The sequence below is a fragment of the Bacillus sp. AFS017336 genome, assembly GCF_002555445.1.
In the GTDB taxonomy this organism is placed as follows: domain Bacteria; phylum Bacillota; class Bacilli; order Bacillales; family Bacillaceae_G; genus Gottfriedia.
The window spans coordinates 1-17221 of sequence record NZ_NUCO01000150.1 but is presented as its reverse complement, the minus strand read 5'-3'; the positions used below and the strand labels follow the sequence as shown (position 1 = coordinate 17221).

The window sequence follows — 17221 nt, the reverse complement described above, 5'->3', positions numbered from 1 at the left end:
TTAAGGAAATATAACTAAATACATAAGAAAATAGATGTTTATTAATCGAAAAATCATTGAAATTAATTCATGATTAAAATCAAATAAAAAAAAGTTAATGAATAAAATTTATATTTTGATGTATGAAATCTAGTAAAAATGTAATAAATATTGATAAATCAAGTATGTAAGCAATTTACAAGGCTTGACATCATTTGGTAAGAGATTTAATATTTAAGTGTATATTCTAAAAAAATATTACTTTTTTGTAAAAAAATGAAATCGAAATGTGCTGTATGTTGATGCAATTATTTATACAATATAACAGCCGACAAAAATGAAACTAATTAAATAGCAAGAGGAGGTGAAATCATGGGTGCAAATACTATAATTTTGATCATCTTCGCATTGCTTGCCACATTCGGAGTCGGTTATGCTGTCGGATTTTTTGTCCGTAAGTCCATTGCAGAAGCTAAAATAAATGGCGCAACTAATCATGCAAATCAAATTATTGAAGATGCAAAACGTGATTCAGAAACAGTTAAAAAAGAAGCTTTATTGGAAGCAAAGGACGAGATTTACAAAATTCGTACAGATGCAGAGAACGAAATTCGAGATCGACGTAGTGAAATACAAAAATCTGAAAATCGTTTAACGCAAAAAGAAGAGAACTTAGATCGTAAAGATGATGGACTTTCAAAACGTGAGTCTGCTCTTGAAAGAAAAGAGGAATCTCTTGTTTTAAAACAACAGCAGATAGAAGATATGGAAAGCAAGATAGAAGCATTAATTGCTGCCCAACAAGAAGAGTTAGAGAGAATTTCTAGCTTAAATCGTGAAGAAGCAAGACAATTAATACTTACTAAAGTCGAAAATGAATTATCCCATGAAACAGCAATACTAGTTAAAGAAACAGAAGCTCGAGCAAAAGAAGAAGCAGATAAGAGAGCAAAAGATATCTTATCATTAGCAATCCAGCGTTGTGCTGCAGATCATGTTGCTGAAACAACTGTGTCAGTTGTAAATCTTCCAAATGATGAGATGAAAGGTCGTATTATCGGTCGTGAAGGTCGAAATATACGTACTTTAGAAACGTTAACTGGTATAGATTTAATTATTGATGATACGCCTGAAGCTGTAATATTATCAGGTTTTGACCCAATTCGTCGTGAAACTGCGAGAATTGCACTAGATAAATTAGTACAAGATGGTCGAATCCATCCTGCACGAATCGAGGAAATGGTTGAAAAATCTAGAAGAGAAGTAGATGAGTACATACGTGAAGTCGGTGAACAAACTACTTTCGAAGTGGGTGTCCATGGAATTCACCCTGACTTAATCAAAATATTAGGTCGTCTGAAATTTAGAACTAGTTATGGACAAAATGTATTAAAACATTCGATGGAAGTAGCTAACTTAGCTGGTCTTATGGCTGCTGAACTAGGTGAAGATACAAAACTTGCAAAACGTGCAGGATTACTTCACGATATTGGTAAAGCGATTGACCATGAGGTAGAAGGAAGCCACGTTGAAATCGGTGTTGAATTAGCAACAAAATATAAAGAACATCCAGTAGTAATCAATAGTATCGCATCTCACCATGGAGATGCTGCGCCAACTTCAATCATCGCAGTTCTTGTAGCTGCTGCAGATGCACTATCTGCTGCAAGACCAGGTGCTCGTAGTGAAACTTTAGAAAACTATATCCGACGTTTAGAAAAACTTGAAGAGATTTCTGAATCGTATGAAGGTGTAGAGAAGTCATTTGCTATTCAAGCCGGTCGTGAAGTACGCATAATGGTAAAACCAGATACAATTGATGATTTACAAGCTCATAGATTAGCAAGAGATATTAGAAAACGTATTGAAGACGAACTGGATTATCCAGGTCATATAAAAGTTACGGTTATTCGAGAAACTCGTGCAGTCGAGTATGCAAAATAAAGTGGTTAACGCCACTTTATTTTCTTTTTAGTAACAAAATAAAGTATTTTTAAGAATAGCTCCAACTAATACATATCTGAAGTTAATCTTAGTTGATTGGCATAGATGTAAGATTCAGATTGTGCTAGTAATGGAGCTTTTCGTATTTTTGGGTAATCTAATGTAAAATCAGTGCTGTACGTTTACAGTGGCAAGTTGGAAGGAAGTAACATAATGAGAATAATGTTTATAGGCGATGTAGTTGGTTCAAATGGTAGAACAATGGTAAAGGCAAATCTTCAGGCTTTAAAAAGGAAATATAATCCTTCAGTAACAATCATAAATGGTGAAAATGCAGCCCATGGTAAAGGGATAACGGAAAAAATTTATCGTGAATTTTTAGAATTAGGTGCTCAAGCAGTAACACTTGGTAATCACGCATGGGATAAAAAAGATATTTTTGAATTTATTGATCAAGCAAAATACTTAGTAAGACCAGCTAATTTCCCTGAGGGTACTCCAGGGAATGGTTTAGTATTTTTAAACTTTAATGATGTTGAAATAGCAGTGATCAATTTACAAGGTAGAACATTTTTACCCCCACTTGATTGTCCGTTTAAAAAAGCTGATGAACTAATAAAAATCGCTCAAAAAAGAACAAAAATTATTTTTGTTGATTTTCATGCTGAAGCAACAAGCGAAAAAATCGCTATGGGCTGGTATTTAGATGGAAGAGTAACTGCGGTAGTTGGTACCCATACACATGTACAAACAGCTGATGAGCGAGTATTACCTGCTGGTACAGCGTTTATTACGGACGTAGGGATGACTGGTCCTTATGATGGGATTTTAGGTGTTACAAAGGAAGCAGTTATTAAAAAATTCTTAACGAACTTACCAGTAAGATTTGAAGTAGATGAAGGTAGAGGCCAGCTAAGTGGTGTTATTATTGAATTAGATAAACAAACAGGCCTTGCAAAATCTATCAAAAGAATACAAATTAATGATGATCATCAAGAGCTATAAGATTAATTAAGAGAATTGTGAAAATTTTTAAAAAACTTTTAAATATTTGCAGGAATAACTTCTTGTTATCGAGAATAGTTTTTATTGTACACAATATTAGCTTTGTAAGTACAAGGAGGATCAGGAATGGAAATATTAAAAGTTTCAGCAAAGTCAAACCCTAATTCTGTAGCAGGAGCACTTGCAGGTGTATTGAGAGAGCGTGGTACAGCAGAAATTCAAGCAATCGGTGCTGGCGCGTTAAACCAAGCTGTAAAAGCAGTTGCAATTGCGAGAGGATTCGTTGCACCAAGTGGTGTGGACCTAATTTGTATCCCTGCATTTACAGATATTCAAATCGATGGGGAAGAGCGTACAGCGATTAAATTAATCGTAGAACCTCGTTAATAAATACAACCTGTTAGCCTAAAGCGACAGGTTGTTTTATTTTTTATTAAAATCAGCTTACACGTAAGAAAATAATGGCGTTAAAATCAAATTAAGAAATCATAAATTGGCAACGTTGAAGAAATATCGAATAGTTTCCAATTTTAGGTATAAATAGAAATCAACTATTCCTGTGTCTTCACCTAAAGGCTCGCCAATCGGCGAGTTTTCTTTATGTATAATGATTTAATTTATATTCGGTATTATTAATTATGTTAAACTAGTCTAAATAATCAAAAAAAGGAAGGGTGTAAAGGAATGAAAGTATTTGATGCACATTGTGATGTACTGATGAAATTATTAGAAAAGCCTACGATCAATTTTGAAAATGATGATTCATTGGAGGTTTCAGTTAATCGATTAAAACAGGGAGAAAGTAAGATACAATGCTACGCGATTTATATCCCCGAAAATGTACATAAACTAATAAAGTTTGACGCTGCACTTCAATGTGTAACTCTTTTTTATGAAAAAGTAGCAACAGAAAATAATAATATAAAAGTTATTCGAACAAAAGAAGATGAAGTTGGATTAAAAAGTCACGAAATGGGCGCTATTTTGACCCTAGAGGGCTGTGACGCACTTTTGGGTGATATTAACCGACTAAAGATATTACACCGTTTAGGAGTGCGTAGTGTCGGTCTAGTATGGAATTACGCTAATGAAACTGCAGATGGAATACTTGAAGAAAGGAATGGGGGATTAACTAATTTTGGAAGAAGTGTAGTTCACTACTTAAATGAGCATAATATGTGGTGTGATCTTTCTCATTGTAGTGAAGCCGCGTTTTGGGATGCATTCGAGCAAGCAAAATACCCAACTGCAACTCATTCGAACGCTAAAGCAATCTGTAAACACCCTAGAAATCTAAATGATGAACAGTTGAAGGCGATGTTTAATAGAGGAGCAATTGTAGGAATTAATTTTTATCCTGCATTTTTAGTCGATGAAGGTGTTGCAACGATCTCAGATATTATTAAACATATTGATTATATGTGTTCACTAGGTGGAGAAAAATATATCGCGATGGGATCAGATTTCGATGGAATCGATACACATCCAACCGATTTACATCATGTTGGGCTTTATCCAAATTTAACAAATGAATTGCTAAAATATTATACCGAACAGCAAGTAAAAGGCTTTATGTATGAGAATTATTCATCATATATACATTACAAATAACACGTTACTTGTTCAGAATAATAAAAATATAAAAATTAAAGGAATAATTTCTTTCAAAATCATTGATTTTTTTGATTAATAGGTCTAGAATTGAAAGCGAATTAACTCATATCAAAAGATATGTTTTAAATCGCTTTCATTCTTTTATAAAAATGAATGAGATGCAAAAAAAATTATCCATTTATAATTTAACTTATTACGAATGAGGGCATTCAAAGGGGTGTAGGAAATGATTGAACAACTTTCATGGAAAGTTGGAGGACAACAGGGTGAAGGTATCGAAAGTACAGGTGAGATTTTTGCAATTGCGTTAAACCGTTTAGGTTACTATTTATACGGATATCGTCATTTCTCTTCTCGTATTAAAGGTGGTCACACTAACAACAAAATTCGTGTAAGTACAACTGAAGTTCGTGCAATTTCAGATGACTTAGATATTTTAGTAGCCTTTGACCAAGAAACAATCGATGTAAACTTTTATGAATTACGCAAAGGCGGTATCGTAATCGCTGATGCTAAATTTAATCCGACAATTCCAGATTCAACTGACGTAACACTTTATTCAATTCCATTTACAGAATTAGCTGCTGAACTAGGTACTTCATTAATGAAAAACATGGTTGCAGTTGGAGCTTCAAGTGCAATTTTAGGTCTTTCAATTGAAGTTTTCAGAGAAGTTGTAGATGAAATTTTCGGTAAAAAAGGTCAACAAATTGTTGAGAAAAACATAGAAGCAATCGCACGTGGAGCACAAGAAATGAGAGAAATGCTTGGCGTGAATGTAAATAAAATGCAATTATCAGAAGCTGATGGTAAAAAACGTATGTTCTTAATCGGTAATGATGCAATCGCAATGGGTGCATTAGCTGGTGGTTCTCGTTTTATGGCAGCGTATCCAATTACGCCGGCATCTGAAATTATGGAATACTTAATTAAAAAATTACCACAGTATGGTGGAGCAGTTATTCAAACTGAGGACGAGATTGCTGCATGTACAATGGCAATCGGAGCTAACTATGCTGGTGTTCGTACATTAACAGCATCTGCAGGTCCTGGTCTTTCATTAATGATGGAAGCAATCGGCCTTTCAGGTATTACTGAAGTTCCTTTAGTAATCGTTGATACTCAACGTGGTGGTCCAAGTACTGGTCTTCCAACTAAACAAGAACAATCAGACTTAATGGCTATGATCTACGGTACTCACGGTGAGATTCCGAAAGTAGTTATCGCTCCAAGTACTGTAGAAGAAGGATTCTACGATATGGTGGAAGCGTTTAACGTAGCTGAAGAATTCCAAGTTCCTGTTATCGTAATTACAGACTTACAACTTTCTTTAGGTAAACAAACTGTTGAACCACTTCAATTTGAAAAAGTTCAAATTCGCCGTGGTAAGTTTGATTACAAACAAGAATTACCTGTATCTGAAAACAAAGAATACTTCAAACGTTATGAAGTGACTGAGGACGGCGTTTCTCCACGTGTAGTACCAGGTATGAAAGGTGGTATTCACCACGTAACTGGTGTTGAGCATGATGAAATGGGTAAACCATCTGAATCACCAATTAACCGTAATCAACAAATGGATAAACGTATGCGTAAGTTAAACAACTTAAAATTCCCTAACCCAGTGTTAGTGAACTCTAAACACGACGAAGCTGATGTATTATTAGTTGGTTTTAACTCAACTCGTGGTGCAATCGAAGAAGCAATGGTTCGTTTAGAGCAAGATGGTATCAAAGTTAACCACGCTCATGTACGTTTAATTCACCCATTCCCAACAAACGAATTAATGCCTGAGCTTAAAAAAGCTAAACGCGTAATCGTTGTTGAAAATAATGCTACTGGTCAATTAGCAAGCATTATTAAAATGAATTGTGGTCATGCAGAAAAGATTTCAAGCTTACTAAAATATGATGGAAATCCTTTCTTACCAAAAGAAATTTACAACACTTGCAAGGAAGGAGTTGTTCTAAATGGCAACATTTAAAGAATTTCGTAATAATATCAAACCAAACTGGTGCCCTGGATGTGGAGACTTCTCAGTACAAGCATCGATTCAACGTGCAGCAGCAAATGTTGGTTTAGAACCTGATAACCTTGCAGTAATTTCTGGTATTGGATGTTCTGGTCGTATTTCTGGATATATTAACTCTTACGGTTTACATGGTATTCACGGTCGTTCACTTCCAATTGCACAAGGTGTTAAAATGGCTAACCGTGATCTAACTGTTATCGCTTCTGGTGGTGACGGTGATGGATTCGCAATCGGTTTAGGTCATACAATCCATGCAATTCGTCGTAACATCGACGTTACTTACATCGTAATGGATAACCAAATTTACGGTTTAACAAAAGGTCAAACATCTCCTCGTAGTGATGTAGGATTCAAAACTAAGAGTACTCCACATGGTTCTGTTGAATCTGCACTTTCTGTAATGGAAATGGCATTAACAGCTGGTGGAACATTCGTAGCACAAAGTTTCTCAAGTGACTTAAAAGAGTTAACTTCATTAATCGAGCAAGGTATTAACCACAAAGGTTTCTCTTTAATTAACGTATTCAGCCCATGTGTAACTTACAATAAAGTAAACACATATGACTGGTTTAAAGAAAATCTTGTTAAACTTTCTGATATTGAAGGATATGATCCATCAAACAAAGAAATGGCTATGCAAACATTAATGCAAAATAAAGGTTTAGTAACTGGTCTTATTTACCAAAATAAAGAGCAAAAATCATACCAAGAATTAATTTCTGGTTACAATGAAGATCCATTAGTGGAATCAGATCTACAATTAGAAAAAGGTCAATTCGAAAAATTAGTTGCTGAATTCATGTAATAAAAACAAAAACTCCTCATTTATTGGGGAGTTTTTTTATATTTGAAATATAAAGTAGTATGTGAACTTTCATTCAGAACTTAATAATAAATTTGTTCATTTTTTTTATTGGAATATAATAATTATCAATCTTTTCTTAATTGGGTAATGTTAACAAACTTTATTCAATTTCACAACTATAACTTAGCGTTTAAGAAATTATATTTAGAAAAAGGTGAATCCATAATTTAAAATTTTCCAAACTAAATAGGACTATACAAATTTTTTGTTGAATTGTTTATAAGGTTAGGAGTGATTTATATGATAAATATTCAAATTAGAAGACCGAGAATTGAAGATGACAAAGAGTTACATCAATTTTTTCGGGTAGTGATTATCGATACGTTTACAAAAGAAGGTTTAGGGGAGAAGTTGGAAGATATTAATGATGAAATTAAAACGAAAGTAAAATACTTAAAAAACGATTTTGACAGCAATGGAGAGAGTAGATATTTTTTAATTGCCCTTGATCATGATAAAATTATCGGTTCAATTGAATACGGACCGGCGAGTGATCTCATTATGGAATGCACAAAAAATGAATTAAATGGCCTAATTGAAATAGGAACTGTTTTCGTTCATCCGGACTATCAAAAGAAAGGAATAGGGAATTTATTACTAGATTCAATGTATTCTACTTTACAGAATAGAGGGATAAATGAATTTTGTTTAGATAGTGGTTATACGAACGCCCAAAAAATCTGGAAAAAGAAATTTGGTGAACCTAAATACTTATTTAAGGATTTTTGGGGAAAAGGTTATGATCACATGATTTGGAAAATTAAGATTAGTAATATATTAAAATAGCATTTTGAATGGGGAATTAGGAAATGACAGAGCAATGAAGAGTGGCTATCTCGTATTACCCCAGAATTAGAGAGTGGCACAGTAAAGGTTCAATTGGGTTAGCAAATAAGGAATATTAAAACAAAAAACAGGGAAATAAAGGATATTCCACAGCATTATCGAATTTCTAAGTTAAAAGGAATTGAAAGGAGAAAAAAATTTGTTGTTCTCACTTTTACCGGCCCTTTTAACTTTTGTTTTAGTAAGTATTTTTTCACCCTTATTAATTGCTACATTAAGAAAATTGAAGTTAACACAACCTATAAGAGCTGAATTACCACCTGAACACCATAATAAAAAAGGTACACCATTAATGCTAGGAAGCATATTTTTGATTGGTATATTAGTAGCGTTCCTTAATTATTCAAGCCCACTCATGCTTTTTTTAGTTGGAACCTTCATTCTTTTTAGTTTTGTAGGTTTTATTGATGACTTTTGGAAAGCATCAAAACAGGATCCTGGAGGAATATCGGCTAAGACAAAACTAATTTTTCAATTTTCATTTACTATTTTGTTGCTTATTGTATTAATTAATTATTTTGGAATAGATACAACTTTTCGTTTTACAGATTCAATCAAAATCTTTTTACCATTATGGGTTTATTTAGCGATCGTGACTTTATTTATTGTAGGATCTGCAAATGCTATTAATTTTACTGATGGGATGGATGGACTTCTTGGTATGGTCTCAATCCCTACCTTCTTTTTCTTTTTTCTGATTTCAGATCATATAGAAGTAAAAATTTTTAGTCTAATTATGATTGCTAGTTTAGCTGGTTTTTTAATTTATAACTTATATCCCGCTAAGGCATTTATGGGCGATACAGGTTCGATGGCAATTGGTGGTTCACTATCCTTTTTAGCAATCATTGAAAAAGTAGAAATTTTGATTCCGATTTTGTTTTTAATTTATTTAGCTGAGCAATTTTCCGTTATTTTTCAAGTTCTTTACTTTAAAAAAACAAGAGAGCGACTGTTTCTCATGGCCCCTATCCATTTTCATTATGGTATTAAGTATGGTTGGTCGGAAAATATCATTGTTATGAATTTTACGATTATATCTTGGACATGTAGCTTATTAAGCCTTTTATATTTTTATTTATTTATGTAGACTAAGTACTTAAATAGTATAAATTTTGAATTTTGAGGATCCTTTTATGGTCCTCTTTTTATTTTGTAATTGAAGTGAAAAATAACATTCTTCTATTATTAATTAAAGCGCTCTCTATTTTAACAGTAATGATTAAAAATATTAAAAAAATTATTCAAATATACTTCTATTTTAGGCTTTCTTTTTTGCGTAACGCACATTGTATATTGTAGAATAACGTTATATACTTAATTAATGTGTGGACGTTCGATTGAAAGGAGATTGTTTTATGAATGAACAACAACGCCTTCAAGGCACTAATATAAATAATACGAAAAATAAAAACGATAAAGATTATAGTCAATATTTTGAAAAGGTTTACCAAGCTCCTTCGTTAGCTGATGCAAAGCGCAGAGGTAAAGAAGAAGTTACTTATGATCGCGGTTTCGAAATTCCTGAAGAAATGAGAAATTCGGGTGCAGGTAAGAAATTCTTAATCCGTACGTATGGTTGTCAAATGAACGAGCATGACACAGAAGTTATGGCCGGTATTTTTACAACGATGGGTTATGAAGTTGCTACATCAGTTGAAGATGCTGATATTATTCTATTAAATACATGTGCAATTCGAGAAAATGCTGAAAATAAAGTATTTGGTGAAATTGGACACTTAAAACCGTTAAAGCTTCAAAGACCAGACTTGTTAATTGGTATTTGTGGTTGTATGTCCCAAGAAGAAGCTGTCGTTAATCGAATCTTACAAAAACATTCATTTATTGATATGGTATTTGGTACACATAATATTCATAGACTACCATTTATTATTCAAGAAGCAATGTTTAGTAAAGAAATGGTTATCGAAGTATGGTCAAAAGAAGGGGATGTAATTGAAAACCTTCCAAAAGTCCGTCGTGGTGAAATTAAAGCATGGGTTAATATTATGTATGGTTGCGATAAATTCTGTACATACTGTATTGTTCCTTATACACGTGGAAAAGAGCGTAGCCGTCAACCAGAAGACATTATTAATGAAGTTCGTGAGTTAGCTAGACTAGGTTACAAGGAAGTTACTTTATTAGGTCAAAATGTTAATGCATACGGTAAAGACTTAGCTGAAGGAACATATGGATTAGGTCATTTAATGGATGAAATCCGTAAAATTGGTATTCCGCGTGTACGTTTTACAACAAGTCATCCACGAGATTTTGATGATCATTTAATAGAAGTATTAGCAAAAGGTGGCAACTTAATGCCACATATTCATTTACCGGTTCAATCGGGTAGCTCAGAAGTTCTGAAGTTAATGTCACGTAAATATGATCGTGAACAGTATCTTGAACTTGTAAGAAAATTAAAAACGGCTATGCCACAAATTTCATTTACAACAGATATAATTGTTGGATTCCCAAATGAAACAGATGAGCAATTTGAAGAAACGATGACGTTATATGAAGAAGTAGGTTTTGATTTAGCATTTACTTTCATCTATTCACCGCGTGAAGGAACACCGGCTGCCAAAATGGTAGATAATGTACCTGAGAGTGTGAAAAAGCAAAGATTACAACGTCTAAACGAAGTTGTAAATGCAAAATCAGCTGAATTTAATAAACGTTTTGAAGGACAAATTCTTGATGTTTTAGTAGAGGGCGAAAGTAAGAAGAATCCAGATGTACTTGCTGGGTATACTCCTTATAATAAACTTGTTAACTTTAGAGGTCCTAAATCAATCGTTGGTCAAATTGTAAAAGTAAAAGTTACAAAAGCTAAAACATGGTCATTAGATGGAGAATTAGTAGAAGAAACAGTAGAGGTGCTATAATGGGAAAATATACAAAAGCTGATATCGTTGAACGTGCTAAAGAATTAGCAGTAATGATTTCTGAAACAGAAGAAGTAGACTTTTTTAAACGTGCTGAAGCGCAAATTAACGAGAGCGATTCTGTAAGAGCGCATATCGAAGAAATTAAATCATTACAAAAACAAGCGGTTAATTTAGAGCACTGGGGTAAGAAAGAAGCTCTTAAAAAAGTTGAACAAGAGCTTGATGATTTAAACGAAAAATTAGAATCAATTCCAGTAGTACAAGAATTCCAATCATCTCAAGTAGAAGTGAATGATTTACTTCAATTAATCGCCCACACAATCTCAAATGGTGTAACAGATGAAATTATTAAATCAACAGGTGGCAACTTACTAAGCGGAGAAACAGGATCAAAAGTAGCACATGGACCTGATTCTTGCAAAACAGATAGCTGCAACCATTAAAATAAAAGACACAACATGCAAATAAATTTGCTGTTGTGTCTTTTTTAGCATCTTATTTTTCCAACTTTGAAAAACTTCATTTTTATTAAAATAATCAATGCAACTAAAACAGGAATGATAATTTGAAATGGAATATGTAAATAATATGGAACTTTCACTAAGCCAATGTATAAGAAATTTGTAAATCCTTTACTCATGTTAACAGATAAGCAAAATACAAATAATGAAAAAAATATTAGGATCGGTATTTTTTTTAGCTTTGGATGTAAATCTGAAAGTATGATGGTTGCAGATAGAAAATAAACAGTAGCTTTAATGAAGCCACTCATCATAACGATTATGACACCAATTAAATCTAATCTTTCAATAACATTAAAAATATAGATTTTTTTTAATGCTTCGAGATATGGATAGATAAAGTCATTGAATAGTTCGGGACCCAGCATTCCCATTACAATAAATATTCCAATAGATAGTATACAACCTAATAAAACGATACTGACCAATCCCTTAAATGGAAAATTATCATTCTGCTTCACATAAGAAAATAGTGTTGTACACGCAATCATTTCACCAATTGGAACAGTAAAAGCTCTTGGGAACATACTTTTTAATAATTTAATCCATCCCTCCTCTAAAATGGGTTGAACATTATTCAATACAAACTGCCCATTTATTAAAGCGAGTAAGAATGAAAAGATTAAGAAAGAAATAACGATAAAAATAAATAATTCAGCCGTTCGTGCAAATGATTCAATCCCTATATAGCAGGAATAAACGATTGAAGAAATAAAAAATAATGATAGTAACCAAAGTGATTTATTAGGCAATAAGACTGAATGTACTACATAGATGATATCCATTACTACTCTTGCTGAAATATAAAGAAAATAAACAATATATCCATATAGAATTAAAGACCCTAAATATCTACCTAAAGCAAAATTAATTACTTGTACAAATGAAACTGAATCAGCCCAATAAAATAATTTACAATAGAAAAAAAACAGTAGAAGACCATAAAGACAAACTAAAAGAATAGCAATCCAATTGTCATTACCAGATTGTTTAATAAATCCAATAGCAATTGAACTACCAATTAAAAAATTAAGAATTATAGCAATCATTTGAAAACTACTTATTTTTAGGTGTTGATTCATTTTTTGTTCCTGCCTTACCCGGAAATTTAGAATTAAAATTAATTGTTGCTATTTCTCTAATATTTACAGATACGATTGGCTTTACTTCAACATCCTTTAAAAAATTTGTTTGAATTTTCTCCCATTTTTTGGGGTGTTGTATGTAATAAGTATTACCAAATCCTATAAAATCACTATCATAATCTTTACTTTTCTGTATCAATTTCTTTAAATTAGTTGTTAATTCTTGTTTAAATTTATTTTCTAATTCCTTTTCATTTTTTTTAAAATTTGAAGGAGATATATAATTACAATTATTTTCTATTAATGTACCATCAATATTTATCTTTAATTCAAAAGCTGGTTTTTTACTTTTTAATAGTTTTTTATTCGCTTTAATTGAATCTATTTTTAAAACTGCTTTTTTGCCATCACTACACAAAGTATCTATAATCGTACTTTTAGTTTTACCTTGCGTGATAAAGTATAAAAATCCTTCACTAATAGATAAATTGTTTACATATTTGTCATTATGAAAAACTGCAAATCCATTAAGCGTGATTGTAGTAGACGGATCTAATGACTGTGTATTTTCAATTTTACCTCCCTCTTTTATTTCACCACTTACTTGTAAAGCAGGTAAATATAAATCTTGTCCTTTTTTATATAATTCGATTAATATATTTGTTGGTGATGTGAAGACATTTAAGGCATTTTTCTCACTTATATTTAAAATCATATTTCGAATATCAAGTGATGGAAAATCTTGAATTGGAGTAAAGACTTTCAATAAATCTTCAGGATTAGAGTTTTTTACGACCGCTAATGGATAGTGAGTAGATGTTTTCTTTGTTCGCATTAAAAAATCAATAGTTGGGCCAATCCCTTCTTTTTTTAGTAAATCTTCACTAATTAGCACTAACTGTAAATGTGAAAGGTCAAAATCTTTCGGCATTTTATCTGAAATAGAATTTAGAGCCATAGATAGAGTTTTGCCAGTACCATCAAATGTTGTAATTGGCGACAACATTGATTTTGAATTCGCATTTTTGGCACCTGCATTAGCCAATTGAGCAGTTAAATGATATTGGTCATTTTGTTTATCGATTGCTAAGCTGATGATTGAACCGATTTCGTTGATTTCAACTCGATCAGTATTATTAAAAAATATCGTAAAAGCCAATAGGATTGGAACAAAAGTAAAAAGACCTTTCATGCATTTCCCTTCAATCTATAATTGATTACTTTTTTTCTTTTTTTTCTACAATCAAATCTTCATGCCTAATATTATGTGATTTGTTCGTAATGTTGTTCAGATCACCACGGATAAAATTATCTTGTTGTTCTTTTAAGTTAAATGGAGCGATTGGTGTTAAATATGGAACACCAAAAGAACGTAACGAGCATATATGTATGACTACAAAAAAGGACAGGATAATAATCCCATAAAAGCCAAATAAATTTGCGATTAGCAAAAATGAAAATCTTAATAATCTGAGTGCACTAAAAAAGTCTTGCTGTCTTGGTTGGATAAATGACGAAATAAATGTAATTGAGATAACGATAATTGAAGCAGGTCTAATTAACCCAGCATTTACTGCTACATCTCCAATAACGAAAGTTCCTAATATTGAAATGATTAGAATTAAATCACGGTTCATCCTAAAAATTGCGTCCATTATGACTTGTAAAATAAGGGTTAGCATGATTACCTCGATTACTAAAGGAAATGGTACTCCTTCGCTTTGACTTATTAAAGTAAAATAAGTTGATGCAGGTAGCATTTCTTCATGAAAACAGACTAGACTTACATAGATTGCAGGTGTATAAAGTGTAATTATTAGACTAATAAATCTCAATATTCGATTAATACCAAACTCCCAACGTACAAAGTAATCGTCTGCTGATTGCAAAAACATAGGCAGAGTAACGGGTAACATAATAACATTCGATGTTCCTTCTACCATGATGACGATCCTACCTTGTACAATGGCTGAACAAGCATTATCAGGTCGCTCGGTTGTCATCAGTAAGGGGAAAGGTGATAATTTCTTTTCATGTAAATTTTCGATCAAATAATTTGAATCAAATACGAAATCTAAATTTATTTTTTTTAGTTTTTGATGAAGTTCATCTAGTGCTACTCTATCGACTAAATCATCACAATAAACGATAGAATAATTTGTGTTTGTCCGTTTTCCAACTGTGTTTGACTCAATTACTAATTGATTGTTTTTTATTACTTTACGAATGACATTTAAATTCATTTGAAGATCTTCGGAAAAAGCTATTTGGCTTCCTTTTCCACGATCTGAAATAGGTGAAGAAAGAGCGCGTTTCTGCCAATCAGGTGTATCTGCAATAAATATTGGTACAAGATCTTCTACTAAAATTAATGAATTACCTAATAGAAGTGCGTCAATTAGTGTTTGAGGGTCTATTTCCTTTTTTAAATTTGTAATTTGAACTGTATTATAAATAAAATTTTCAATAGATGTTGTTTCATAATCCATGTCTGTTTCTAAAAGTGGTCGTAAAACAAATTCCTGTAATTCACTTGTCTTAACAATATTATTTATGTAAACAAGTGCTGCCTTTGAGTTAATTTTATTTTTTATTGTAAAAGGCCGAATAATTAACTCTTGGGTTTGTAAAAAGGAATTCTCGAAAAAACTTAATCTTTCACCTAAAGAAAGTGAAATAAGTTCAGGTAATTTAGTCATTATTTCACTACCAATCATAAATTTATCATTTTTTCTTAGTATGATAAATAAACCTATTAATATACAACTGAGTCCTTACATCGAACAGTTGACTTAAATTTTAAATGTTTATTTTTTAAATTCTTCAATTTACAGTCAACTTTATTAGGCTGTCGTCATACAATTTATCATCACATGTTTTTTTAACTTGTATAAAAGAATTTTCATGCCATTAACACATTCCGCATATGTCACGCATAGAATGAAATGAAAATGGAACGAGGAGGGTCACACCTATGTCTGAACGCGAACACAGAGAGATTATAACAAAGGCAGTCGTAGGAAGAGGCAAGAAATATAACAAAGTCACACATACACTTACACCAAATCATACACCATCAAGTATTTTAGGCTGCTGGGTTATAAACCATGTATATGATGCAAAAAAATGTAAAGATGGAGTAGAAGTATCTGGTAAATATGATATTAATATTTGGTACTCCTATGGTGACAATACGAAAACAGAAGTAGTACCTGAGTCTGTTAAGTATACTGAAGTAGTAAGATTGAGACACAGAGATGACAATTTTACTGGTGAAGACTGTGAAGTTATTGCACGATCATTAAAACATCCAAATTGTTTAGATGCAATTATTTCTCCGAATGGGAATCGTTTTATTGTAACAGTAGAAAAAGAAGTTTTAGTTGAAGTTGTAGGTGAAACGAAAGTTGTTGTACTTGTTGCGCCTCACGGTGTACATGACGATGATGATTTCTTTGATGTTGATGATGAATTTGAAGATTTAGATCCAGATTTCGTATTAGAAGGCGAAGAAGAATAAGCTAGGCTAGGAAGGTGAAACTTCCTAGCTTTTTTAATTTGGTAAGAAAGTATAAATTGGTAGCGGAGAATAAAAAAGAAGAAGTTTCCAATTTTAGGAATTTAAGTATAAGTGCAACTAAGCCTCTGTCTTCACTTAAAAGCTAGCCAATCTGCAAGATTTCTTTATGTAGTATTTAAAGAAAGTGCAAATAAAATTGTGAAACATGCAAACAAACCTGTCGAACGTGCAAAAAAGAGAATAGAAACTGCAAATAAAACTGGAAGTGCAAATAAAAATAGAGAATCTGCAAATAAAATTGGTCAAACTGCAATTAAAATTAACAAATCTGCAAATAAAATTAGCGAAACTGCAATTAAATTTGTGTGAATCCTATTTTAGTTATGATATTACCTATACAGGTTAGGGGTATTGAAAGGGTTGCAACGTAATAAATGGTCTAAACTAGCTATGGATAAATGGATGAATGTTATGTTTGCTGTATTTCTTCCTAAAACGACTAAAAAATTGAGGAAATCTACTGTAAATCTAAAAAATATGGATTTAAAATCGACTAAACGTAAGAAAAAGATCTAGGATACACTCCATTTGTCCGCATATAGGTCCATCCTAAAAAAATATAAAAAAGAAACCGCCCTGTCAGTTCCAAAACTCTTAGGACAGCCACTTATTTATAAGAGACTAAAGGGCTTCAAGAGTAAATAAAAAGGGGAAAAGAAGAAAAAGTGTTACTCATAAAGGGCTCATGAGTAAGTAGAACAGCCAAAAGAAGAAAAAGTGTTACTCATAGAAGGTTCATGAGTAAGTAAATCAGCCAAAAGAAGAAAATATGTTACTCATAAAGGGCTCATGAGTAAGTAGAACAGCCAAAAGAAGAAAAAGTGTTACCCATAGAAGGTTCATGAGTAAGTAGAACAGC

16 protein-coding genes are annotated in these 17221 nt (G+C 32.3%); 13 read left to right on the top strand and 3 right to left on the bottom strand.

The window, feature by feature from the left end:
- Positions 1–351: 351 nt before the first annotated feature.
- The 10 genes from rny (at position 352) to CN601_RS25250 (ending at position 11619) form a co-directional block, all read left to right on the top strand.
- Positions 352–1923, top strand: coding sequence for a ribonuclease Y (gene rny / locus CN601_RS25295; protein ID WP_098117441.1), 1572 nt, complete (start codon positions 352–354; stop codon positions 1921–1923).
- 213 nt (positions 1924–2136) lie between these two features.
- Positions 2137–2928, top strand: coding sequence for a TIGR00282 family metallophosphoesterase (locus tag CN601_RS25290; protein ID WP_098172733.1), 792 nt, complete (start codon positions 2137–2139; stop codon positions 2926–2928).
- Positions 2929–3054: 126 nt separating this feature from the next.
- Positions 3055–3315 (top strand): stage V sporulation protein SpoVS, encoded by a 261-nt coding sequence (gene spoVS, locus CN601_RS25285; RefSeq protein ID WP_088041153.1) that lies wholly within the window; start codon positions 3055–3057, stop codon positions 3313–3315.
- Between the two features lie 297 nt (positions 3316–3612).
- Entirely contained in the window at positions 3613–4539 is a 927-nt protein-coding gene (locus tag CN601_RS25280; RefSeq protein ID WP_098172732.1) for a dipeptidase, read from the top strand.
- Between the two features lie 229 nt (positions 4540–4768).
- Complete coding sequence (locus CN601_RS25275) at positions 4769–6526, top strand: 2-oxoacid:acceptor oxidoreductase subunit alpha (protein ID WP_098117438.1); 1758 nt, start codon at positions 4769–4771, stop codon at positions 6524–6526.
- Positions 6513–7379 carry a 2-oxoacid:ferredoxin oxidoreductase subunit beta gene (locus CN601_RS25270; RefSeq protein WP_098172731.1) on the top strand — a complete coding sequence of 289 codons (867 nt, stop codon included), beginning with the start codon at positions 6513–6515 and terminating at the stop codon, positions 7377–7379. Before CN601_RS25275 ends, CN601_RS25270 begins: the two co-directional genes overlap by 14 nt.
- 300 nt (positions 7380–7679) lie before the next feature.
- On the top strand, positions 7680–8225 hold the full coding sequence (locus CN601_RS25265) for a GNAT family N-acetyltransferase (RefSeq protein WP_098172730.1): 546 nt from the start codon (positions 7680–7682) through the stop codon (positions 8223–8225).
- 199 nt (positions 8226–8424) lie between these two features.
- The gene (gene mraY, locus CN601_RS25260) at positions 8425–9375 is read left to right on the top strand and encodes a phospho-N-acetylmuramoyl-pentapeptide-transferase (protein WP_098117435.1); all 951 of its coding nucleotides are present in this window, start codon (positions 8425–8427) and stop codon (positions 9373–9375) included.
- A 268-nt stretch (positions 9376–9643) separates the two neighbouring features.
- Positions 9644–11173 (top strand): tRNA (N6-isopentenyl adenosine(37)-C2)-methylthiotransferase MiaB, encoded by a 1530-nt coding sequence (miaB, locus tag CN601_RS25255; RefSeq protein ID WP_098117434.1) that lies wholly within the window; start codon positions 9644–9646, stop codon positions 11171–11173.
- Positions 11173–11619, top strand: a complete 447-nt coding sequence (locus tag CN601_RS25250; RefSeq protein ID WP_098172729.1) for a YlbF/YmcA family competence regulator — start codon at positions 11173–11175, stop codon at positions 11617–11619. Before miaB ends, CN601_RS25250 begins: the two co-directional genes overlap by 1 nt.
- 44 nt (positions 11620–11663) lie before the next feature.
- Here CN601_RS25250 and CN601_RS25245 read toward each other — a convergent pair whose 3' ends face one another.
- From CN601_RS25245 to CN601_RS25235, 3 genes are read right to left on the bottom strand one after another with little or no spacing between them, the layout of a single operon-like run.
- A complete protein-coding gene (locus CN601_RS25245; RefSeq protein ID WP_098172728.1) occupies positions 11664–12779 on the bottom strand; it encodes a GerAB/ArcD/ProY family transporter in 1116 nt (371 codons plus the stop codon).
- Positions 12754–13974 carry a Ger(x)C family spore germination protein gene (locus tag CN601_RS25240; RefSeq protein WP_098172727.1) on the bottom strand — a complete coding sequence of 407 codons (1221 nt, stop codon included), beginning with the start codon at positions 13972–13974 and terminating at the stop codon, positions 12754–12756. The genes CN601_RS25245 and CN601_RS25240 overlap by 26 nt, the downstream gene beginning before the upstream one ends.
- 25 nt (positions 13975–13999) lie before the next feature.
- Positions 14000–15481 carry a spore germination protein gene (locus CN601_RS25235; protein WP_179865694.1) on the bottom strand — a complete coding sequence of 494 codons (1482 nt, stop codon included), beginning with the start codon at positions 15479–15481 and terminating at the stop codon, positions 14000–14002.
- Between the two features lie 275 nt (positions 15482–15756).
- Between CN601_RS25235 and cotE the strand changes: the two genes are divergently transcribed.
- The 3 genes from cotE to CN601_RS27155 all read left to right on the top strand — a co-directional run bounded on the left by cotE (position 15757) and on the right by CN601_RS27155 (position 16878).
- Positions 15757–16302 carry an outer spore coat protein CotE gene (gene cotE, locus CN601_RS25230; RefSeq protein WP_098117432.1) on the top strand — a complete coding sequence of 182 codons (546 nt, stop codon included), beginning with the start codon at positions 15757–15759 and terminating at the stop codon, positions 16300–16302.
- A 111-nt stretch (positions 16303–16413) separates the two neighbouring features.
- A complete protein-coding gene (locus CN601_RS25225) occupies positions 16414–16671 on the top strand; it encodes a hypothetical protein (protein WP_098117431.1) in 258 nt (85 codons plus the stop codon).
- Positions 16672–16722: 51 nt separating this feature from the next.
- Positions 16723–16878, top strand: coding sequence for a hypothetical protein (locus tag CN601_RS27155; protein WP_179865693.1), 156 nt, complete (start codon positions 16723–16725; stop codon positions 16876–16878).
- Positions 16879–17221 lie beyond the last annotated feature (343 nt).